General features: G+C 40.7%; 21 protein-coding genes and 1 pseudogene. 9 read left to right on the top strand and 13 right to left on the bottom strand.

All coding sequences use genetic code 11. The annotated features are described in order from the left end of the window. Positions 1 to 175: 175 nt before the first annotated feature. Positions 176 to 670 carry an ureidoglycolate lyase gene (locus H6G26_RS29620; protein WP_190733885.1) on the bottom strand — a complete coding sequence of 165 codons (495 nt, stop codon included), beginning with the start codon at positions 668 to 670 and terminating at the stop codon, positions 176 to 178. A gap of 114 nt (positions 671 to 784) precedes the next feature. Further along, positions 785 to 1,804, bottom strand: coding sequence for an RpoD/SigA family RNA polymerase sigma factor (locus H6G26_RS29615; RefSeq protein ID WP_199327144.1), 1,020 nt, complete (start codon positions 1,802 to 1,804; stop codon positions 785 to 787). A gap of 933 nt (positions 1,805 to 2,737) precedes the next feature. On the opposite strand from H6G26_RS29615, the gene H6G26_RS43905 reads away from it, so the two are divergent. From H6G26_RS43905 to H6G26_RS29605, 3 genes are read left to right on the top strand one after another with little or no spacing between them, the layout of a single operon-like run. After that, complete coding sequence (locus tag H6G26_RS43905; protein ID WP_277883926.1) at positions 2,738 to 2,866, top strand: hypothetical protein; 129 nt, start codon at positions 2,738 to 2,740, stop codon at positions 2,864 to 2,866. Between the two features lie 42 nt (positions 2,867 to 2,908). Further along, complete coding sequence (locus H6G26_RS29610) at positions 2,909 to 4,222, top strand: cytochrome P450 (protein WP_190733883.1); 1,314 nt, start codon at positions 2,909 to 2,911, stop codon at positions 4,220 to 4,222. An 8-nt stretch (positions 4,223 to 4,230) separates the two neighbouring features. Continuing rightward, positions 4,231 to 4,971, top strand: a complete 741-nt coding sequence (locus tag H6G26_RS29605) for a hypothetical protein (RefSeq protein ID WP_190733882.1) — start codon at positions 4,231 to 4,233, stop codon at positions 4,969 to 4,971. On the opposite strand, the gene urtE is transcribed toward H6G26_RS29605, so the two are convergent. The 8 genes from urtE to H6G26_RS29565 form a co-directional block, all read right to left on the bottom strand. Then, on the bottom strand, positions 4,934 to 5,632 hold the full coding sequence (gene urtE / locus H6G26_RS29600; protein ID WP_190733880.1) for an urea ABC transporter ATP-binding subunit UrtE: 699 nt from the start codon (positions 5,630 to 5,632) through the stop codon (positions 4,934 to 4,936). The genes H6G26_RS29605 and urtE overlap by 38 nt on opposite strands. 350 nt (positions 5,633 to 5,982) lie before the next feature. Continuing rightward, positions 5,983 to 6,150, bottom strand: a complete 168-nt coding sequence (locus H6G26_RS29595) for a type II toxin-antitoxin system HicB family antitoxin (protein ID WP_190733878.1) — start codon at positions 6,148 to 6,150, stop codon at positions 5,983 to 5,985. Between the two features lie 59 nt (positions 6,151 to 6,209). Beyond that, positions 6,210 to 6,956, bottom strand: a complete 747-nt coding sequence (gene urtD, locus H6G26_RS29590; RefSeq protein WP_190733876.1) for an urea ABC transporter ATP-binding protein UrtD — start codon at positions 6,954 to 6,956, stop codon at positions 6,210 to 6,212. After that, on the bottom strand, positions 6,931 to 8,052 hold the full coding sequence (gene urtC / locus H6G26_RS29585; RefSeq protein WP_190733874.1) for an urea ABC transporter permease subunit UrtC: 1,122 nt from the start codon (positions 8,050 to 8,052) through the stop codon (positions 6,931 to 6,933). The genes urtD and urtC overlap by 26 nt, the downstream gene beginning before the upstream one ends. 36 nt (positions 8,053 to 8,088) lie before the next feature. Then, a complete protein-coding gene (locus H6G26_RS29580; protein ID WP_190733889.1) occupies positions 8,089 to 9,249 on the bottom strand; it encodes a branched-chain amino acid ABC transporter permease in 1,161 nt (386 codons plus the stop codon). 192 nt (positions 9,250 to 9,441) lie between these two features. Further along, positions 9,442 to 10,758, bottom strand: a complete 1,317-nt coding sequence (urtA, locus tag H6G26_RS29575) for an urea ABC transporter substrate-binding protein (protein ID WP_190733871.1) — start codon at positions 10,756 to 10,758, stop codon at positions 9,442 to 9,444. Positions 10,759 to 10,951: 193 nt separating this feature from the next. Then, the gene (locus tag H6G26_RS29570; RefSeq protein WP_190733870.1) at positions 10,952 to 12,097 is read right to left on the bottom strand and encodes an FAD-binding oxidoreductase; all 1,146 of its coding nucleotides are present in this window, start codon (positions 12,095 to 12,097) and stop codon (positions 10,952 to 10,954) included. Positions 12,098 to 12,107: 10 nt separating this feature from the next. Further along, entirely contained in the window at positions 12,108 to 13,001 is an 894-nt protein-coding gene (locus tag H6G26_RS29565) for an isopenicillin N synthase family oxygenase (protein WP_190733868.1), read from the bottom strand. A gap of 76 nt (positions 13,002 to 13,077) precedes the next feature. Here H6G26_RS29565 and H6G26_RS29560 point away from each other — a divergent pair, with 76 nt between their 5' ends. Next, positions 13,078 to 13,662, top strand: coding sequence for an Npun_F5749 family FMN-dependent PPOX-type flavoprotein (locus H6G26_RS29560; protein ID WP_190733866.1), 585 nt, complete (start codon positions 13,078 to 13,080; stop codon positions 13,660 to 13,662). A gap of 42 nt (positions 13,663 to 13,704) precedes the next feature. Here the strand turns inward: H6G26_RS29560 and cysE are convergent, their stop codons facing one another. The 3 genes from cysE to H6G26_RS29545 form a co-directional block, all read right to left on the bottom strand. After that, positions 13,705 to 14,469, bottom strand: coding sequence for a serine O-acetyltransferase (gene cysE, locus H6G26_RS29555; protein WP_190733864.1), 765 nt, complete (start codon positions 14,467 to 14,469; stop codon positions 13,705 to 13,707). Positions 14,470 to 14,663: 194 nt separating this feature from the next. Beyond that, positions 14,664 to 15,152, bottom strand: a complete 489-nt coding sequence (locus tag H6G26_RS29550; protein ID WP_190733862.1) for a hypothetical protein — start codon at positions 15,150 to 15,152, stop codon at positions 14,664 to 14,666. Between the two features lie 307 nt (positions 15,153 to 15,459). Beyond that, the gene (locus H6G26_RS29545; protein WP_190733860.1) at positions 15,460 to 17,121 is read right to left on the bottom strand and encodes a DUF3352 domain-containing protein; all 1,662 of its coding nucleotides are present in this window, start codon (positions 17,119 to 17,121) and stop codon (positions 15,460 to 15,462) included. Between the two features lie 157 nt (positions 17,122 to 17,278). Here H6G26_RS29545 and H6G26_RS29540 point away from each other — a divergent pair, with 157 nt between their 5' ends. The 5 genes and pseudogenes from H6G26_RS29540 to H6G26_RS29520 all read left to right on the top strand — a co-directional run. Then, positions 17,279 to 17,611: a rhodanese-like domain-containing protein gene (locus tag H6G26_RS29540; protein ID WP_190733858.1), complete on the top strand. Its 333-nt coding sequence runs from the start codon at positions 17,279 to 17,281 to the stop codon at positions 17,609 to 17,611. Positions 17,612 to 18,044: 433 nt separating this feature from the next. Further along, positions 18,045 to 19,196: a heat-inducible transcriptional repressor HrcA gene (gene hrcA, locus H6G26_RS29535; RefSeq protein ID WP_190733856.1), complete on the top strand. Its 1,152-nt coding sequence runs from the start codon at positions 18,045 to 18,047 to the stop codon at positions 19,194 to 19,196. 105 nt (positions 19,197 to 19,301) lie between these two features. Next, on the top strand, positions 19,302 to 19,979 hold the full coding sequence (locus H6G26_RS29530; RefSeq protein ID WP_190733854.1) for a DUF2834 domain-containing protein: 678 nt from the start codon (positions 19,302 to 19,304) through the stop codon (positions 19,977 to 19,979). A 193-nt stretch (positions 19,980 to 20,172) separates the two neighbouring features. Continuing rightward, on the top strand, positions 20,173 to 20,844 hold the full coding sequence (locus tag H6G26_RS29525; RefSeq protein WP_190733887.1) for a hypothetical protein: 672 nt from the start codon (positions 20,173 to 20,175) through the stop codon (positions 20,842 to 20,844). Between the two features lie 278 nt (positions 20,845 to 21,122). Further along, positions 21,123 to 21,249 (top strand): annotated as a pseudogene (locus H6G26_RS29520) (photosystem II q(b) protein); the annotation flags it as partial.

Here is a 21,249-nt window from a genome sequence, read left to right as displayed (position 1 = left end):
CCAGCCAATAACTATTACCAGTATTAATACTTAATAGTATGAATATTCTTAGTAACTATTTTTGTATTATTTATAATACTTTTTGAAGTGCGGAAGATGGGATCAAAGCAAGCTCCTCCCCGCAAGCGAGGAGCTTGGGGGTGGGGTTCTTGTATTTCATTAAACCCAATATCACCTAAACCATCTCAAACTCTAATTGATGACTCTTGAGAAAATCATGGGTAAAATGATCCACCACATTTGTATCAGCTAGTTCCAAATTATAAAAATCTACAGCTTCATGATCAAAATATGGCCCAGCGTGCCAAGTACCCTCATGTAGCTTGATAAAACAATTCCCCGGAATGCGGAAAGCAGCAATCTCTTCTAATGCTGGTTCATTCACATCATTATTAGGAGGACAAACTGTAATTAACCAATCTTTTCCTTCCAAAGAACCCAGACATTGAGTGCATTGCACATGGCGAGTAATTTTGTGAAACTTTTGCCCCCTCTTCTCCAACCGCATAATATAAAATCGTGGAATCCCGTTTTGCAGGTTTACCTGTGCATCTTCCACATCGTAAGCTTTGCCATCAAGACTTGCAAAAATCACCTGTCCATAACGCCGAAAGTTTTCAGAAGTCACCCATTGTGCTTGCAATTGTTGCACTGTCTTTGATGTACTCATATCAAACCTTTAAGATGCTTAGGTCTATTTTCCCCCAAAATGACTGAGTTTTATACAGTTATAATGGTGACTTCCTGAGTTTAAATACCCTACATTTATTGTGAGAAAATAACCTCAGCTAGCTAGATAACTACGCACTTGTTCTTTTTGCCGTCGGAGGAGACTTAGAGCTTTTTGCTCTATTTGACGCACTCGTTCTCGACTAATACCCATGCGATCGCCAATCTGTGCTAAAGAAAGTTCATATCCATCAGTCAGACCAAAGCGCAAGGTTAATATTTCTCGCTGCTGGGGAGACAGCTTTGCCAACAAGTCTTGTAAGTCTTGGTGCAAAGATTCTTCAACGGCATAGTCTTCGGGAGAAGGGCCATCATCCTCCAGTATGTCCTGCAATTCTGTATCTTGTTGTTCACCAACTCGCGCCTCTAAAGAGAAGGGTTGACGGGCCAAGAACAAACACTCTCGAACTTGGCTCGGTGTCAAAGATAACGCGGTAGCAATTTCAGCAGTAGTAGGAACGCGACCTAACTGTTGAGATAATTCTCGTTGCACCCGTTTAATTTTGTTCAGTTTCTCAAAGACGTGGATAGGTAAACGAATTGTTCGTCCTTGTTGGGCGATCGCTCGTGTGATCCCTTGACGAATCCACCAGTAAGCGTAGGTAGAAAACTTATAACCAAGAGCAGGATCAAATTTATCTACCCCTCGCTCTAAACCCAAAGTACCTTCTTGAATTAAATCCATAAATTCCAGGTTGCGGTGCTGGTATTTCTTTGCCACTGCTACCACTAACCGGAGATTAGCCTGAATCATCTTCTGTTTGGCTTGATGTCCTTGACTTAGCTGTTGCTTTAGCAACTCAACACTTAATTCCACCTGATCTGCCCATTCTTGCAGCGTGGGTTCCTGCTTTAATTTCACACCTAATTCTTCTTTAGCAGCTAGTAAATTCATCATCTGCTGCACATATTGGGCAAAAATAACCTCTTGTTCACGAGTCAACAAATCTACACGCCCGATCTCTTGCAGATAACTACGTACAATATCATCTGTAGCTCGAGGTTTTTTATCTGCTGCTAAGTTTTTTTTCTTCGTTTGTTGAACATCGGTAGGTGGAGATGTTAAGTTGCTCATGGTTATTTGCTCCTCTGTAACCTCATCAATTTATTGGTATCAAGTCTAGATATTCAGACCCATAGCCATTTCACACTGCTAATCAATCAATTAACAATACTGATGAATTTTGGTCTATGATACATTACAAGTCAATTCTTGGAGATAATAAACCCAAAATCAACCCACGCTCTAATAATAACATCATCAGTAGTGACAAATCAATTACCTCAAGTCCCATTACCATATCTTTAGAACCAATTACACTGCTTTATTATTGATATTTGGACAGATTTAAACATATTATTGTTTATTCAATTTTTAAACAGAAATTATGAATAAATTAAATATTTTTCCAAAAATATTTTATTACAATAAAATTTTTAATAACAGTAAACCTCTAAATTAGCCTTAATTGAAAATTATTAAAATACCAAATAACAATTTATTTTATTAAATATCAAATTATTAAACCTAAAATACCCATTTTTTACCCCTAATTCTTTGCTAAATAATCTAATTGTATCAAGCCCGGTACGTAGAGTCTTTACCATGAAAAAAGCACTTTTTTAACCTCTCTTACTTAAGGACAGCTTTTCTAGAAGCAGTTCAACTGGGGGTAAACAAGTCAAATCCTCTTTTCTTCTACCTCTAGCAATACAGCATAGCTGCCTTACTTCTTGAAAGTTCTATTTATATCATGTCTGGGTAATTAATTATGATTCCCACAGTCGTTACACCCCAGCCTTTAATCCCCTCTCGAAGAGCCTACGGTGTACACATAAGTCTAGAAATTGTACCTGAGAGCGGCTTTCATTGCCCTAAGCTTTAAATTTTGGGGATAAATCCAATTTGAAATTCGCTTTTTCGCCATGACGCTCCTACGTCGCTAACGCAATTAAACTCAGCCCGACACTAGGGGTGGGGTTTTTACCTACCTTGAGTAGCCGTACTTTGCTGTACATAATTTTAGGTATAGCAGCATTCATGTTTGCAGTTGGGCTGCGATACGGCTACTCTTGGACACAAATGTTTGAAAATTTTCCTGCTCTTGTGGATACCCCGATCGCTCAGACAAAATAAATATTATTGTATTTCTGCCAATATGTAGTTTTTAAACCAGAGATGAAAAGTAATCAAATCCCTCCAGGAAGCTTTGGTATACCTGTATTAGGTGAAACACTGTCCTTTGTTTTCGACCGCGATTTTGTCAAAAAGCGCTATCACCAGTATGGTTCTATCTTCAAAACCCATCTTCTTGGCAGACCAACTGTGGTAATGGCAGGGCCGGAGGCATTAGAGTTCGTTTTGTCAACCCACATGGAGGATTTTTCTTGGCGCGAGGGATGGCCTGATAATTTCAAGACATTACTGGGTGAATCGCTTTTTCTGCAAGATGGAGAGGAACACCGCAGAAATCGCCGCTTGATGATGCCGGCGTTGCATGGCCCAGCATTGGCGAATTATGTCTCCACAATGGAAGATATTACGCACGGGTATCTCCAAAAGTGGGAGAAAAAACAGGAGTTTACCTGGTTTCAAGAGTTTAAACAGCTAACATTTGATATTGCCAGTCAATTGTTGTTGGGTACGCGTCCTGGGGCTGAATGTGTGCGCCTCAGCCAGTTGTTTACAACTTTGACGAATGGGCTGTTTGCTATTAATCCGTTGCCATTACCATTTACTACATTTGGTAAAGCTATAGCAGCTCGTGATCAGATTTTAGAGCATCTAACTCAAGTTGTTAGAGAACGTCAGCAAAACCCAACTAAAGATACCATCAGCTTGTTAATCCAAGCTAAAGATGAAGATGGAAATAGTTTAAGTGAAAAAGAAATCATTGCCCAAGCGGTGCTGTTACTCTTCGCTGGACATGAAACAACTACTTCGATGCTGACTTGGTTGTGTACAGAGTTAGCCCGTCATCCAGAAGTACTCGAAAAAGCAAGAGTTGAACAATTGCAACTTGCTAGTAAAGGTGATTTGGATTTAGAGCAATTGGGTAAAATGCCCTATTTAGAGCAGGTTTTGTGGGAAGTTGAAAGATTGCACCAACCTGTCGGAGGTGGGTTTCGTGGTGTAATCAAAGACTTTGAGTTTAAAGGTTATCACGTTCCTGCTGGTTGGCAGTTGCTTTACTCAATTCTGATAACTCATAGCCTAAAGGAAATTTACCTTGAACCAGAGCGTTTTGATCCAGAGCGTTTCAGTCAAGAGCGCCAAGAACACAAAAAGTATCCTTTTAGTTTAGTTGGTTTCGGTGGTGGGCCACGCATCTGTATTGGTATAGCTTTTGCGAAAATGGAAATGAAGATTGTTGCTGCTCATCTTTTACGCAATTATCATTGGGAGATATTACCCAATCAAAGTTTAGAGGTAGTTACGGTTCCCACTAATCGCCCTAAAGATGGGTTGCGGGTTAGATTTCAACCTCGGTGAAATATTTTATGGCATCCCAAGTAGACATACATTTATCTAACGGAATTTTGCAACGCTTGCAAAATGTAAAAGATTTTGTAGGTGAAAATGTTAACTCTCTAAGTAACTCAGCACAACAAGTTGGCGAGTCTTTGAAGGCAACAGCAACTACAACTACTGATAAAGCAATTGATACAGTTACGACAAGTTTAGAACAAACTTGGCAAACTACTGACAAATTTAAGAGTACAACATCGGGCGCAGTTAAAGATGCGATCGCATCTTCTGCAAATGATTGGTTGACACAACACCCGATATTTTTTCGGTTAGTTCAAGTACTAGGTTGGGCAACTAATCACCCAATTATTAGTATAGTGATTTTGCTGTTTGCACTTGCCTTGCTTTGGAGCATCATCAAAGCAATTGTCCGCTTAATTGAAACAGCTAGTTGGTCAATACTCCAAGTCCCGATAAAATTACTTCTGGCTTTGATTAAAGTTAGTTTTCTATCCTTAGCTAAAGTTGGCAGTTTTGGTATTCAAAAAATTACAGCTACTAAAACAATTGATAACCTGCCAGCTTTGTTACCTGAAAATTTTCAACCAAGTAAGCAACAACGATTAGCAGAAATTTCTAGTCGCTTAGAAGCCATTCAAAAGGAACAACATGAGCTTTTACAAGAAGCAGCAGACTTAATTGCTTCCGACAGTGTTGATATAAAAATATCAAAAATTAAACAGCTAGAAAGCGTTGAATCACATCTTGGCTGAGTTCGGCTGTGGAACCGGAGGCGACAATACCACCTTTTTGCATGGCGTAATAGTAATCAGCCTGACGAACAAAGTGCAAATGTTGCTCTACCAATAAAACAGAAATGCCTGTGGTTTCGACAATGCGACGAACTGCGGCTTCAATTTCTAGGATGATGGAGGGTTGAATACCTTCGGTGGGTTCATCTAAGACGAGTAATTGAGGTTCTCCCATTAAAGCACGAGCGATCGCTAATTGTTGTTGCTGTCCACCACTCAAATCACCACCCATCCGCGAAAGCATGGTTTTTAACACCGGGAATAAGCTAAAAACTTCCTCTGGAATTTCTGCTTTTTTTACTGGCTTGCGTCTAGCTTCTAACCCCAGCAGCAAATTTTCTTTGACTGTTAAACGAGGGATAATTTCTCGTCCTTGGGGAACATAACCAATTCCCAACTTTGCCCTTTGGTCAGGTGATTTTGAGTTGATTAATTCTCCAGCTAAATTAATTGTACCGCTACGGGGTTTGAGTAAACCCATAATTGTTTTAAGTAATGTAGATTTCCCTACACCATTGCGTCCAATCAGGCATATCATTTGCCCAGATGGTACGCTTAAATCTACATTGCGGAGAATGTGGCTTTCGCCGTAGTAAACGTTAAGGTTAGAAATTTTTAGCATTAGAAATTATGTAAATATTAAATTTGAATACTCATGAATTCATTACAGCTTGCACATAAATAAGAAAAGCTTTGTCTGTCGAATTTGAAAAGCTAGAGTGCATTAACAGCAAATCAAATTTTTGTCTTTATATGAACCGCCCCAAGATGAGTTGAAGATATGTTCCCCTGATGTTGCTGGAAGAGAAGCGCCACAGTAAAAGCAGTTTGTCAACTCTGATGCACGTCTAGATAGCTTTTCAAAACGAGTAAACATGAGGGAATTCGTCTAATAAATTGTAATATTAATGTAGCATAATGTTGCTTATTAACTGTCAACTGTAGCCAAATAACAGCCACCACTGATATTTTTTACAGATGAAATAGGGCACGAACTTGTAGGCAGGCAGCTATCGCATCTTTGATATTTTCTAGTGCTTCTTCCTTAGTCTGACCTTGACTGACACAACCCGGAATGCTGGGGCATTCTACTATCCATGCACCATCTTCATCACGGTCAACCGTTACATTAAACCTCATATTTCCTTATACACTAAGCTTGTGACTATAGTATATCTAAGCCTTGTAGAGCTAAAAATTTAGTCTTCCTGTTTTCCTAAATATACTTCAATAACACGAGAGTCATTTTGTACTTCCTCAAAATTTCCTTCGCACAGTACCGAACCTTCATGTAACACCGTTACTTTCTTGGCAATTTGACGCACAAATTCCATATCATGTTCAATTACTAAAATGGAATGACTTTGTGCTAGTGCTAAAAGCAGTTCGCCAATATTGTAAGTTTCTTCATCTGTTAAACCAGCAACGGGTTCATCAACAAGTAATAAGTCAGGTGACTGTGCTACTAACATCCCAATTTCTAAACGCTGCTTTTCGCCGTGGGAAAGTAAACCTGCTCTGATGTCAGCTTTAGCAGTTAAACCGATAGTTTCTAATAATCCTTTAATATTATTCTTTTCAACAGTATTAGAACGTCCAAACAAAGTAGAAAAGACGTTTTTATTACGGTTGCTAGTAATTTCTAGATTTTCATGGGGCGTTAAATTCAGGTAAATTCGCGGTGTTTGAAACTTGCGCCCAATTCCTAACCGCGCAATTTTATATTCAGGTAAAGAACGCAGGTTTCTTCCTTTGAATAAAACTCGCCCAACGGTTGGTTGCACTTTCCCCGTAATCACATCCAGAAATGTTGTCTTTCCTGCACCATTGGGGCCAATTACTACTCGTAATTCACCCACATCCATGCTAAAGTTAAGCTGATTTATCGCCCTAAATCCGTCAAAACTAACAGTTACGTTTTCAGTTTCCAATATTTTCGCGTTCATGTTGCACTTCGGCGTCTTCTTCTAAGGTAGGATATGTAGCAATTTCTTGACGGCGGTTGAAAAAAGATATATTCTGGCTACGCAACCATCCCACTATGCCGTCAGGAAGCACTGTAACGACTATCAAAAATAGTGCGCCTTGGAAAAATAGCCAGATTTCAGCAAATTGTTCACTTAAAAAAGTGCGAGCATAATTTACTAACAAAGTTCCGACAATTGCGCCAATTAAAGTAGCGCGTCCTCCTACAGCTACCCAAATCACCATTTCAATCGAAAAAGCAATATCCATTGCTCTGGGTGAGACAGAACCACTCTGAATGGTGTAAAATGCTCCTGCTATACCTGCGATCGCACCTGAAACTGCAAACACCAGCACCTTATAATCTGTAGGGTCGTAGCCAGAAAATCTTACCCGACTTTCATCATCACGAATAGCTATCAACAATCTGCCAAAGCGTCCAGTTGTCAACCAGCGACAAACGCCGTAGGTGGCTGCGAGAAATACTACCGTCAACGTGTAGAAAACAAACTGCGTTTTCGCATCACTGACCGTTGCCCCAAACAAAGTTGTAAAATCTATCAGTCCATTTGTACCGTTGAAAAATTGTTGTTGACCGTTAAAGAAGTTGAAAAATACAATAGTTCCCGCTTGAGTCAATATAGAAAAATAAACTCCCTTGAGGCGATTTCGGAAAACTAAATATCCTAATATTCCCGCCAATAACCCTGGAATTAGTACTACAAAAGCTATTGTCAAAGGAAAAGAATAAAAAGGTTGCCAAAAGGCGGGAAGTTCCGTAACCCCATAAAGTCCCATGAAATCAGGTAACTCACCAGTAGGAACTTGCAGTTTCAGGTACATTGCGATCGCATATCCACCCAAACCAAAGAAAATACCATGTCCCAAACTTAGTAAACCAGTATAACCCCAAATCAAATCAATACCCAAAGCCACAATTGCCAGCGACAAAAATCGCCCTAATAAATTTAGACGAAACTCCGACAGCAACAGTGGCATAATGATAATGAGGAAAAGTGCGATCGCAACCACCACCCCCACCTCAATTAAAATTAACCCTCCTCCCTTCTTCCTCATTCTTTCTTCGCGTCCTTTGCGTCTTCGCGGTTCGTTTTAAACATCAACAGTACGCCCCTTCTGCGGAAAAATCCCCCCAGGCTTCCACTGTAAAAACACAATAATCAGCGCAAATACCATCACCTTAGCCATACTCGTCGTCGCAAAAAAAGTAAACAAATCAGCCAAAGGCTTAACAGGACTCAACAGCAAAGCCAAAGTCCCAGAACCAATTAAAAAATTAGCCGTACCAATACCCAACGCCGCCACAATCGTCCCGGCTAAATTCCCCACACCCCCAACCACAACCACCATAAAAGTATCAATAATATAGTTTTGTCCCGTATTTGGCCCTACAGAACCGAGTAAACTAATCGCACATCCAGCCACACCAGCTAAACCAGAACCCAGTGCAAAAGTAATCGCATCAACCTTTTGAGTTGGAATTCCCAAACAAGCACTCATACTCCGATTTTGCGTCACAGCCCGAATTCTTAAACCCCAGCTAGAACGTTGTAAAAATAAATAAATTCCCGCCACACAGATTATTGTTAAAGCAATAATAAATAACCTAGCAAAGGGCAATTGCACACCACCCAAAGACATACCTGCTTGTAACCAAGTCGGCGCTGTTACATCCACATTTTGAGCGCCAAACCAAGGTTGAGTCACCGCTAGTTGATAAGTTTGACTTAATAAATTGCCCGTTGTAATTGTCACCCCCAGCGATAATAAAAATATCACTGCCACAATCCAGTTACGAACTCTTCCTAAATCAGTACGAGAATTTAAAATCCATAAACCTCCAAAAAATAACAGAGAAAATAGAGCTATGCCAATTATTAATACCCAATTCACACTGCGAACAAACTGTTGAAAAATTAAACTTACTCCCCAAGTTGCTAATAGAGTTTCTAGAGGTCGTCCATAGAGATAACGAATTACACCTCGTTCTAAAATTAATCCCACAGCAGCCGTAAAAATAAAAGCAATAATCAAAGCCAAAAATATATAGACTTCAAACCACACTCCACCAAATTGCTTACATACATTTTGCACAACAAATGTTGTATAAGCACCAAACATCATCAATTCACCATGCGCCATATTGATAACGCCCATCAATCCAAATATAATAGCTAGTCCTAACGCGGCAATTAATAATACAGCGCCAATACTAATGCCATTGAATACAGCTTCTAAAAATCCTGCTAACACTTTTTTCCTCACTACTTATTCGTAATTACCTGTAAAGTGTGTTACGACACCAGTGAATAAACATAGTGGCAATAAATATTTTTACCGTAACCCACTAACGATAAATGGTGCGTTGCGCTTCGCTATAACGCACCCTACAAAGTTAAAATTGACTAATTCGTAATTTGTAATTAATTACGAATTACGAATTATTTAGGCTTTCTTGTATTTACCACCCTTAGCCGGGTCATTCCAATCACAAGCAAATCCCTTAGTCTCTTTTACAAATTGATTCCAAGGAACTGGCTCAACGGCTGTCGGAGTAGCATAGACAATATCAAACAATCCATCTTGTCTAACTTGACCAATCCGCACAATTTTAGATATATGATGATTGGCATCCATTGTTACTTTACCTTCAGGTGCATCTATAGTTTGACCATAAGCCGCAGCCCGCACTTTTTCTAAATCAGTAGTTCCAGCTTTTTGCACTGCTTGCTTCCACAAATATACGGCGATGTATGCTGCTTCCATTGGGTCATTTGTCACCCTATTTTGACCGTACTCTTTCTTAAAAGCTGCAACAAACTTTTTGTTAGCAGGTGTGTCTACTGTTTGAAAATAGTTCCAAGCTGCATAGTGACCTTGGAGATACTCTACACCAATTGCTTTTACTTCTTCTTCAGCGATACTGACAGACATGGAAGGATATTTCTCTGGTGTTAATCCAGCCCCTTTCAATTGTTTGAAGAAAGCAACATTGCTATCACCATTTAGTGTGTTATAAATTACGCCACCATTTGGCAAATTTTGCTTAATTTTAGTGATAATTGGTGTAACTTCTGTATTGCCAAGAGGTAAATAATCTTCACCAACTGTTTTACCGCCTAAAGCTTCTAATTGAGCTTTAATAATTGTGTTAGCAGTCCGGGGAAAAACGTAGTCAGAGCCAACTAAAAAGAATTCTTTTCCTTTATTTTTTAACAACCAATCAACAGATGGTTCAATTTGTTGATTTGGAGCAGCACCAGTGTAGAAAATATTTTTAGAACACTCTTGACCTTCATACTGCACAGGATACCAGAGCATGTGATTTTTGCTCTCGAATACTGGCTTAACATTCTTGCGGCTAGCAGATGTCCAACAACCAAAAACTACAGCGACTTTATCTTGATCAATTAGCTTAGTTGCTTTTTCTCTAAAAGTATCCCAATTAGAAGCACCATCTTCGGTAATTGCTTCAATTTGTTTACCTAAGACGCCACCAGCAGCGTTAATTTCTTTGATTGCTAATTTTTCAGCATCAACAACGCTTTTTTCACTAATAGACATCGTACCACTCAAAGAGTGCAAAATTCCTACCTTAATGGTGTCACCAGCAGTAGCCGCAGCAGGAGAAGCAGTAGGAGGCGCGGCTGGACTCTCTGTAGCAGTCGGGGAATTATTCGCGCAAGCCTTCAGAAAAAAGCTGCTTCCAAAAGTTAAAGAACCGTAGATTAAAAACTTGCGTCTGTTAAATTGTCTTCTCATCTTTTTATGATTTTTCCTCTTGATCAATCAACCAACTTAATAGAAAGCTGACAATATTAAACTTTAAAGTGTGATGATAGTGCGATAGTTTACTAGGAAAAAGTTACTTCTTATACAAAATGTATGATTTTTGTAATAAAAAAATAACTTTATATTATTAATCTTTGTTAAGCCTAGTACTGTGAAATTATTGTTAGCGATGAAGAGATAGCTGGATAATAATCTCATCTTTGTTGCCAGATGCAAAATTAGCAAAGCGCTTTGCCAAAGGTGGTATAATCACTAAAGGATTGCTAAAGCCAGAGAATAGATGAACGCTCTCAAATTCTGGAATAGTACCAATTAAGGGTAGGCGATCGCTACTAAATCCCACCAAGCAATCATGCCAAGTTCCTGGTAAATTCTCCAAAGCTGGTAAAACCTCACCGACACTTTTTCGCAACCATTTTTCACTCGCCTCTGAGTTTACCTTGGCATAAGGATCTGTGAGAACACGGCTAATTTGACCGATGCGAAGGCTACCATCTTGAAACTGAATGGCACCCGCATCTAAAATTGGCGGTACCGGCTCATTACCTGGCTGATTCCACAATTCATCAACTTGAGTAGATTCAGCTTCTAGTTGAAATCGTTGCAGATTAGCTGGCATAACTAAGGTGCGTAACTGCATATCCACAGGTGGGGTTTCAATGATTTCTGCATGGGTAAAATACAGCTTCATGGGAATACCAGCAGATTTTAGTAGTTGGCGGCTGAGTCCACCTGCACAAATGGCAACGTTTGCACTGTGGAAAGTTCCAGTAGTTGTTTTTACACCATCTTGCAATACTTGCAATACTTGAGTAATCTGCATTTCACCCCCAGCACGCTCAAAAGCTTGGATGTAAGCTTGTGCTGTTTTTTCTGGGTGGATATGACCGTGCTTAATAGTTAAAGCACCAGATATCGCCTCCCGATTTAGCAGTGGTTCCAACTCACAAGCTTCTTGTACACTCAATGAACGGGGTGGAATGGCAAAATGATTATATGATGCAGCCGTTGCTTCTGGGTCATTAGCGGCTGAAATAGTAAGTAATAAATCTAATTCCCGAAACTGGATATTAGCGTCTAACTCTTGAGATAGGATATGGTAATGCGCGATCGCTTCTACGCACAATAGACGAGTCAGTGGTGTAGTACCCGACCAATAAGCAAGTCCACCATAACTATAACGAGTTGCATTCTGTGGTGTTTCATATTGCTCCAACAAAAGAACAGCAAAACCTGTTTTTACTAATTCGTATGCCAGTGCAGCACCTGCAATTCCACCACCAACCACAATCCAGTCGTAGGTTTTCATATTTTATGAATTATGAATTACCATAAGTTGCTTGTAAACGACTTAAAAGATATTCTCCCGCCAAGATAGCCGGATAGATAGGCGATTGTTCTTTCTGGCAACTTTCTAGACAAGCTATTTCTGTATCATCATTAGGATGACAGAAAAAAGCCATAGAATAACGCGACTGGTTCACCCTGTTATCGCTGGGAATAATTACTCGATGCTTGGTTGAGCAAAACATATCATTTGTCCACCGTTGCATTAAATCGCCAGTATTAACTACCACAGTATCAGGAATCGCAGGTGCAGCAATCCACTCTCCAGAAGGTGTCTGTACTTCCAACCCGCCAACGTCATCTTGGAAAAGTAAAGTAATACTGCCATAATCGGAATGCTCACCAGCACGCACCTGTCCAGATTTGGGTGGTGTCTGCAATGGGGGATAGTGGAGCGATCGCAAGGTATGATTTTGTTGATTGTGTTTTGTGATAAAAAAATCTTCTGGCAATTCCAACGCCAAAGCATAAGCTTGTAACACTGTGTTAGCAAGTTCTGTGCAACTATCATAAAAGGCGAGAATAGAAGGATCTATTCTTATAGCCGCTTGTTTGTTTACATTAAACGCCTCTTTCAAGTCGCCTGGTTTATTGGGGTCAAGACGTTCTCTTTCAAGACTGACGTATCCTGTATTATTAAACTCATCACTCCAAGGTTGCTTTTGCTTAACTTCTAAGGGTAAATTGAAGAAATATTTACTGTAACTGAATACTTGCTTTATTAAGTCTTTTGATATTCTTGAATTCTGCAAGTACATGAAGCCAATTTCATGGCAAGCTTGATAGATTTGTTTGATAATATTTTGCCGAGTTATTGTGTCACCATTGCTAAACGCAGTTAAATCTATTATTGGAATTGTAACCATTTATATATAATTAGAAAGTTTGTGTTTTTGTTTTGTTAACAGTAGTATACTTAATACTTAGGTACGAAAGTTTATAATGACTCTTGCTCCTTGGCGAAGCGCGATCGCTCATGCACTCCATCGCAACCGCAGCCTTGTTTATGCCCGTTACCTCCAACTAGCAACGGTGCAGGCGAACGGTCGCCCCGCTAATCGTACCCTAGTGTTTCGCGGTTTTTTAGAAGATACAAACCAGCTAAAATTTATTACTGATACTCGTAGTGCTAAAGCCGACCAGATACAGCAACAACCTTGGGCAGAAGTTTGCTGGTATTTCCCCAATACACGCGAACAATTCCGCATTGCTGGCTATTTGACCCTGGTAAGCGGTGATGATTTTGACCAGGATTTACAGCTAGCCCGGATAGCAATATGGCAAGAATTAAGTGACGCGGCGCGTTTACAGTTTGCTTGGCCCCATCCTGGTAAAGCTAGAATCCAAGAAGTAGGAGCTTTTGAGCCACCAGCACCCGATCCTATTGAGCCAGTACCTAATTTTTGTCTACTGCTACTTGATCCGATGCAAGTAGACCATTTAGAATTACGCGGCGAACCACAAAATCGATGGCTTTACTGCCGTAATGACCAGCAAGAGTGGTCTAGCGAAGCGATTAATCCGTGAGGTCAAGAGTCAAAAGATTGACCCTTAACCCTTGACGTTTAACTAAATGCCAGCACCATCTAGAAATTGCTGGATAGTCTTATCTTTGAGGTTGCACCAGCGAGTATCGTGGGTTAGCTCATCCTCTTTGGTAGCTAAACAACCCACTAAAACAGGAGTTTTTTCTGAAGAATTGGTGCGCTGAAGAGTTTGTATTTGTTCTTCTAACGCCTCAATTCTGTCAACTAAAGCACGAATTACTTGGGCTTCTGAATCTGGTAAGTTATTGTGTTCAAGAGGTGCAACCCGAACTCCAGAACGATACATAATCCGCCCAGGCACGCCTACCACAGTGCAGTCTGAAGGCACATCCCTTAGAACAACAGACCCAGCGCCAATACGGACATTATTACCAATTTGGATATTGCCCAGTACCTTAGCTCCAGCCCCAACTACGACATTTTCACCCACAGTAGGATGGCGCTTACCACATTCTTTACCAGTACCTCCAAGGGTGACACCTTGATAAATTAGGGCATAGTCTCCCACGATCGCAGTTTCACCAATTACTACACCCATCCCGTGGTCAATAAACACACTTTTTCCAATTACTGCACCAGGGTGGATTTCAATTCCAGTCAAAAACCGAGCCACGTGAGAAATCAGGCGGGGAATAAAGGGAAGACCAACAGTGTACAACCAGTGAGCCAGCCTATGGAATAGCAGGGCTTGCAAACCAGGGTAACAAAATAAAACTTCCAACCAGTTACGAGCAGCTGGGTCACGTTCAAATATGATACGAAAGTCAGCACGCAGTATAGATAGCACGAGATAGCACCCTCGGAAAGCACAACAAGCTACTCTCCCATATTATCCTCTCAGGCGTGATACCTAAAAATTGGGAATTGGGAATGGGGCATGGGGCATTGGGGAAAGGCTTGTTTCAAGTTCTCACCTCTTGTCCCCTTGTCCCCCTGCCTCCCCTGCTCCCTCATCCCCCTTATCCCCCACTCCTCACTTCACTACTGCTCAACCTTCAAAGTATAATCTTGCTTAACCCCAGGATTAAATGTACCTACCCAAATCCGATAGGTGCCACTTTTCCAGTTGCGATCGCTAACGCTAGCATCTTTACTTTTACCAGTGTCATCGCCGCAACGAATCGTAGTTTGATCTGGGCCTTGAATTAGTAAAGTAGTGTCGGTGTTGTTGCTATCGACTTGGATTGTTAACTGGGAAAATTCATTTTCCAAAACCATAATATGATCTGGATTAGGATCGGCAAAGCCAATACAGGCTTTTTGATCGCGATCGCGGTTACTTATGGCAGACAATGAATAAGAGCCACCTGTAAACCCCTGCACTGTTCCTTGTGCTGGATTAAAGTTGGTTGATAATTTGAAAGTGCCAAAATTCACTGTCTCTGCTATTACAGGCGTAGCTGTGATGGTGCTAATTAAAGCCAACAGGCAGCCGCCGCGAAACTGAAGTCGGGGGCAACAGTATTTCATAGTAGCCCTCCAACAGGCTGTTAAATTAGTAGTGATATATACATATTCTAATGAAAAAACTCCAGTAAAATTTCAGTTAGTTGTGCCACATTAAAATGTGACACAACTAAAGGTTTTTAAAGCAAGCAGCTAGTTGCTAGGTTGTTTATTGATCTAAACAGCAGCTACAATTCCCTAACTTATTATTTTTATTTGAATGTAATTACTTTTGTTAGATGCAGGCTGTTCTCTCTTAAAGAGAACCCATAAAAAAGTGCAGAAAGTAAAAAAAATTTTAACCTTCTGCACTTGAACTTTTGTGAAAATATCACGAATTATTGAGTTGGAAGAAAACACCACCTTTGAGCGATCGCGTGTCAGTTCCATAACTACTAACTGTAAGCGATCGCAGATTATCAAAAAACGGTTTCCCTAAAACTTCCACTAGTTTGAGAATCGGTACTTGACCCTCTAACAAATTTTGGCTCTTTGTCCAGTCAAGATATATATAGCCTTGATTTGGTAAGGGAATCGCAGCAATACTATCTTGGAAATTGGGATTGTCAATTAAGGAATCATCCTTGGCTGTGATAATTTCATCCATCGTTTCTAAGTCAGAGGTGAAAATTTCGTAATTCCCTAAAGTTGTATGCAATCCTCGGACTTTTGTTTCAATGCTGAAAGATGCTCCCTCTTTAATATCACTTTTTTTAGTAGCCGTAGTTAACTCTGTCCAAGCAAAGATTTTTTGCTTGTCTATAGTCAGGGAATTAATGCTGAGTCCATTTGATGAGGCGATCGCATCTAATCGAGCAACGCCTTGTTCTACACTCTCGGATTTTTCTACTACAAACATCCAATGAGGAGTTGTTTGCTCTTTCTCAGGTAACAATGCTACGGCATATTCTCCCTGTACCCAGCTAAAAATATCCTCTGGTAAGTTTATACCCCAGCGTTTTTGAACATCCGCCAAGGGTTTAGCTAACCGAGAAACCACATCTTTCTCAGAACCATATATAGTTGCTGTTGCTTGTCTCCAGAGTTTGGCTAAATCACTGTTACCCAAATTACTCAAATTTGAGCCAGAAATTGCCAAACCTGCGGACGCTGGAACATACTGCAATGCTCCTACAGGTTTAAATAGTGGTGAAGATGGGGAAACAATTTCTGATGAAGTTAGAAAGCTGGTTTCTGCTAGCAATCCTTTGGGGTTGAACGCCAGAGAAATAATCTCGCTATCGTAGGTTTGTTCTGGCAATTCTAAACCTTGCCATTTTGCCACGATGGGAAGATTCAAGAAAGCTACAGCTAAAGCACCTTTGGGTGATTCTTTAATAGCTTTTTGGTATTTGGGGGAGCTAATCAAATTTAGATCGGGAGCTTGAACATTATTGATTGCATCTCGCAACACTTTCGGATCATTGGCAAACAACACAAAGCCTTCACCAACAACAGCACCTGCAAGCAAGTCCCGCTCTGGTTGAGAATTGTCATAAATTAGCTTTACACCTTTGTATTGTTCAACAGTTAAATTTGCCCCACCTAACGCCCGTTTGGAAAACAACAACTCGACAAACTCGCGGCTTTTCTCCGGTTGCTTGGTTGCTAGTGCCAACAAATACCCTGGCTGCTGTCCGTTTTCTCGATCGCGATCAATATCTAAGGTGGTGATAGCTAAGGTAATTTCGCCCCCTAACCAGGGTTGAACGTCTTCTTTGTAATCTATGCCACTCTTGGCAAATAAACTGGTTTTGAGTTGAGATAGTTCTCCTTCACGCTCCAACGCCTGCAAACGGTCAGGATTCGCCAGCAATGAAACCATTGCCGGGGAAAGTTTCGACACGAATATGGCTGCATTCGGCTGTCCGGTAGAAGCAGTGATGTTAGCCGGACTTTTAGCAAAAAACCAGTAAAAGCTAGCGATCGCAATTACTAGCAGTGCGATCGCACCAGCTACGATGAAACCAATAAATGAGCGTTGCCTATTCACATTAAACCTTTAAAAAAGACGGTTTACAGCCATTTAAGCAGAAAGCCTACCAGGATTTATCGACCTTCTTGAGAATGGATACTCATGCAAAGGTAGAGATTTTCTGTCACCATAAATAGTATTAGGACTGTTTATAGGGAATTCTTTTAGTCAACCCATGAACCACATAAGTGTACAAGAACTGGCACAACGTCTTTCTTCTGATGATGCAAGTATTCAGCTAGTAGATGTACGCGAACCACAAGAATTGGAGATTGCTAGCATTGAGGGCTTTGTCAATCTACCTTTAAGCCAATTTGCCGAATGGGGAGATCAAGTTCCTAACCTCTTCAATCCCCAAGCTGAAACCCTTGTACTATGCCATCACGGCATCCGCTCTGCTCAGATGTGCCAGTGGTTAATTGCTCAAGGTTTTACAAATGTGCAAAATATTTCGGGTGGTATTGATGCTTATTCCGTCTTAGTAGACCATTCAATTCCCCAGTATTAGCTTGTGTTTAAGTGCATCACTCAGATGGAACTTACTCTTCCATCTGGCTTTTGCTATGCTAAAAATAGCAGAACATAAAAACTTAGCGGCTTGCCCAGAAAGCTTACAACTCTGTCCACTGGCTACATAATTACGAAACTTTTCGACCTCAATCTTAGCTGCGATCGCCGCAAAAATACGTATACAGTAATACTTTTACAAGTGTAGAATTATGCAAAAATAAGCCAAAAATAGGATGTTGTAAATTCAAGCTCTCAGCTTTTGCTGCAAAGATCCGTTAAAAGAATGGTGTACGTGAACCTTAAAATTAATTATCACAATATAAGTGTATAATTTGTTATCTTAATAAATTATTAATATTCTTAGTTTTCAATTAAATCCAAAAATTTTTCCAGACTTTGATTAAAATTTGCCGCCAAGCATTACATACCCTATGGAAGTCCAGTTAACAAATCGACAACAGCATATACTTTGGGCAACGGTACGTCACTACATTGCTACGGCAGAGCCTGTTGGTTCAAAAGCTTTGGTCGAAGAGTACGACCTGGGTGTAAGTTCAGCCACAATTCGCAATGTGATGGGCGTTTTAGAAAAATCCGGGTTACTCTACCAACCACACGCCTCTGCTGGACGTGTCCCTTCAGATTCAGGTTATCGCATTTATGTTGACCAGCTAATTACACCTTCTCTGCGTTCGCGCAGCGTATCGCAGACAGACGCTCTTGCTAGCTTGCTTCCACAAAGTAGTACAGAGACTTTAGGACGAGAAGTAGAAATGGCATTGCAAAAGCGCCTCCAGTGGGAAGATTGGAGTTTAGAAACCCTACTGCAAGGAGCCGCACAAATTTTAGCAACCTTGAGTGGTTGCATTAGCTTGATTACTATGCCGCAAACTACCACAGCACTATTGCGACATCTGCAATTGGTGCAAATTGAAGCGGGGCGGATCATGTTAATTGTAGTTACCGATAGTTATGAGACACATTCCAAGTTGATGGATTTGTCACCAATACCAGAAGAAACACAACGAGATTCAGAGGTAATTGATCGGGAGTTACAAATTGTTTCTAACTTTTTGAATACCCACTTGCGGGGCCGAAGTCTGTTGGAATTAGCCAACCTCAACTGGAGCGAACTAGATCAGGAATTCCAACGCTACGGGGAATTTTTGAAACATTCAGTTGCCGAATTGACTCGTCGCACTCATGCGCCGACTGCAACCCAAATTATGGTTCGGGGTGTGTCAGAAGTTTTACGCCAGCCCGAATTTTCCCAGTTACAGCAGGTACAAACAATTATCCACCTGTTGGAAGAAGAACAAGACCAACTATGGCGATTAATATTTGAGGAACCAGAACTTGAGGATGTAGGTAAGTCAAAGGTAACGGTTCGCATTGGCGCAGAAAATCTTCTAGAACCGATACGCACTTGCACCTTGATTTCTTCCACCTATCGCCGAGGTTCAATACCAGTAGGAAGTGTGGGAGTTTTGGGCCCAACGCGTCTAGATTATGAAAATGCGATCGCAATAGTAGCATCTGCTGCTGATTACCTTTCAGAAGCTTTCAGTTATTTCAATCCCTAATAGAGACAACCTGCTACGGGGTTAGACAAAAGAACAATACCATAGCAGGTAGATAAGGCTAATTTATAGTGGCAAAATCAATAATTAATACCTTTTAACTCTTTCATGGTTAGAAAAATTGCCTTTGGCGTGCTGTGGCTGGGATTCACTACCTATGCTTTTTTCCTCGCTCCTCCTGAGCAACCTGGTACATTCGAGTTAATTAAAAACCTTTCTACTGGCCAATGGCAAGGCATTAACCCATTAGTCGTAGCACTATTCAACCTCATGGGCATCTGGCCTCTCATCTACAGTGCAGTAGTATTTATTGATGGTAGAGGACAAAAAATACCTGCTTGGTTATTTGCTACTGCCTCTTTTGGAGTCGGGGCATTTGCCTTGTTACCATATTTAGCCCTTAGAGAACCAAATAATAAGTTTGTCGGTAAAAAGAATGCCTTGCTCAAGCTGCTAGATTCTCGTGTGACCGGGGTTATCTTGACGGTAGGCACGATTATTCTAGTTGCCTATGGTTTAACAGGAGGAGATTGGGGGAATTTTGTGCAACAGTGGCAAACTAACCGCTTCATCAATGTGATGAGTTTAGATTTCTGTCTACTTTGCCTATTATTTCCAGCTTTGCTAGGGGATGATATGGGGCGTCGTGGTTGGGAAAATCCACAGATGTTCTGGTTAATAGCGTTGATACCGCTATTCGGCCCATTGATTTATTTGTGTGTGCGTCCACCTCTAACAGAAGTGGGTGTAGAGGAAATACCCAGTCAGCAGCCAGCTGTAAATTAAAGTAATTTGTAATTCGTAATTTAAAGACAGTTTCAGTTGGGGTCTAAATCCCCAACTGAAACAAAAATCACGTATAGATTTACCACTATTTTTAAGCAAGCTAAAGACAGCGTTCTATAGAAAGGGGGATTTAGATGCAAAAAATACGAATTATAAATTAGTAATTATCTTAAATGCATACCATCAAAAAATGATGAATAGAAAAGTTGCATTGTGGTTAGTATGGCTTGGATTTATAGCCTATATTTTACTGTTAGCACCGCCTCTGCATTTACAAGAAACTTTAATGCTACTGAAAAATATATTTACTCTTCAGTGGCTTGCAATAAATCCAATTATCCTTTCCTTGTTTTCTCTAGTGGGCATCTGGCTACTAATTTACAGTGGTTTGTTGTTTATTGATGGCAGAATGCAACGCATTTCTTTTTGGCCTTTTGCCCTGGCATCATTAGCATCAGGAGTGCTTGGTCTTATACCATATTTGGCTTTTCGTGAACCAAATCAAGAATTTTCTGGACACAAGGATGCTTTTTTAAGGCTGCTGGATTCTCGTTTTTTTGGGATTGTTTTGAGTTTAAGTACTGTTGCTTTGATCGCCTATGCGTTTGTTTTAGGTGATTGGGGAGATTTTGGGCAGCAGTTCCAAAGTGATCGCTTTATTAATGGCATGAGCTTGGCATTTTGCCTTTTTTGTCTTTTATTCCCCACAATCCTTGGCGATGATATCGCTCGTCGCCACTGGAATAATCCCCAGGTGTTTTGGGCTGTAGCGTTTGTCCCGCTACTCGGTCCACTTGTTTATCTTTGCTTGCGCCCGCCCCTGCCATCAACTATTCGTGAAGAATGGCTAATAGCTAATCGTTAATATAGATCCTCCTCCACTTCTCTTTGAGAGGCTGCGCCCGAAGCGTAGCTATGCCGCAGGCTTTACGACTACGCTCAGTGACCACCTGCCCCCCTGCTTATTCACTACGCAGAGCCTCCCTTTTTTCAGTGAGTTGGGGATTTTCTACTCCGGGTGCGTAAATCCCAAGAGAAATGTTTTTCTCAGAGTACTTTACAAAACGCAATAAATTATTTAAGATGTGTAACAGGTAGTCAAACCTACCTAATTCATTCACAAATAATTGCATTTATAAAACAATGACAGCTACCATTCAACGTCGCGAAAGCGCCAACGTATGGGATCGGTTTTGCGAGTGGATCACCAGCACCAACAACCGTTTATATATCGGTTGGTTCGGCGTACTAATGATCCCCACCCTGCTAG

The organism is Nostoc sp. FACHB-888 (genome assembly GCF_014696655.1).
GTDB lineage: Bacteria > Cyanobacteriota > Cyanobacteriia > Cyanobacteriales > Nostocaceae > Nostoc.
Note: the sequence above shows the minus strand (reverse complement) of the source record. Positions and strands in the feature narration are given on the sequence as shown.

Excerpts from the sequence above, each read along its gene's own strand:
- H6G26_RS29620 (WP_190733885.1), bottom strand. The coding sequence starts at position 670 with ATGAGTACATCAAAGACAGTGCAACAATTGCAAGCACAATGGGTGACT.
- H6G26_RS29615 (WP_199327144.1), bottom strand. The coding sequence starts at position 1,804 with ATGAGCAACTTAACATCTCCACCTACCGATGTTCAACAAACGAAGAAA.
- H6G26_RS29610 (WP_190733883.1), top strand. The coding sequence starts at position 2,909 with ATGAAAAGTAATCAAATCCCTCCAGGAAGCTTTGGTATACCTGTATTA.
- H6G26_RS29605 (WP_190733882.1), top strand. The coding sequence starts at position 4,231 with ATGGCATCCCAAGTAGACATACATTTATCTAACGGAATTTTGCAACGC.
- urtE (WP_190733880.1), bottom strand. The coding sequence starts at position 5,632 with ATGCTAAAAATTTCTAACCTTAACGTTTACTACGGCGAAAGCCACATT.
- H6G26_RS29595 (WP_190733878.1), bottom strand. The coding sequence starts at position 6,150 with ATGAGGTTTAATGTAACGGTTGACCGTGATGAAGATGGTGCATGGATA.
- urtD (WP_190733876.1), bottom strand. The coding sequence starts at position 6,956 with ATGAACGCGAAAATATTGGAAACTGAAAACGTAACTGTTAGTTTTGAC.
- urtC (WP_190733874.1), bottom strand. The coding sequence starts at position 8,052 with ATGAGGAAGAAGGGAGGAGGGTTAATTTTAATTGAGGTGGGGGTGGTG.
- urtA (WP_190733871.1), bottom strand. The coding sequence starts at position 10,758 with ATGAGAAGACAATTTAACAGACGCAAGTTTTTAATCTACGGTTCTTTA.
- H6G26_RS29570 (WP_190733870.1), bottom strand. The coding sequence starts at position 12,097 with ATGAAAACCTACGACTGGATTGTGGTTGGTGGTGGAATTGCAGGTGCT.
- H6G26_RS29565 (WP_190733868.1), bottom strand. The coding sequence starts at position 13,001 with ATGGTTACAATTCCAATAATAGATTTAACTGCGTTTAGCAATGGTGAC.
- H6G26_RS29560 (WP_190733866.1), top strand. The coding sequence starts at position 13,078 with ATGACTCTTGCTCCTTGGCGAAGCGCGATCGCTCATGCACTCCATCGC.
- H6G26_RS29550 (WP_190733862.1), bottom strand. The coding sequence starts at position 15,152 with ATGAAATACTGTTGCCCCCGACTTCAGTTTCGCGGCGGCTGCCTGTTG.
- H6G26_RS29540 (WP_190733858.1), top strand. The coding sequence starts at position 17,279 with ATGAACCACATAAGTGTACAAGAACTGGCACAACGTCTTTCTTCTGAT.
- hrcA (WP_190733856.1), top strand. The coding sequence starts at position 18,045 with ATGGAAGTCCAGTTAACAAATCGACAACAGCATATACTTTGGGCAACG.
- H6G26_RS29530 (WP_190733854.1), top strand. The coding sequence starts at position 19,302 with ATGGTTAGAAAAATTGCCTTTGGCGTGCTGTGGCTGGGATTCACTACC.
- H6G26_RS29525 (WP_190733887.1), top strand. The coding sequence starts at position 20,173 with ATGAATAGAAAAGTTGCATTGTGGTTAGTATGGCTTGGATTTATAGCC.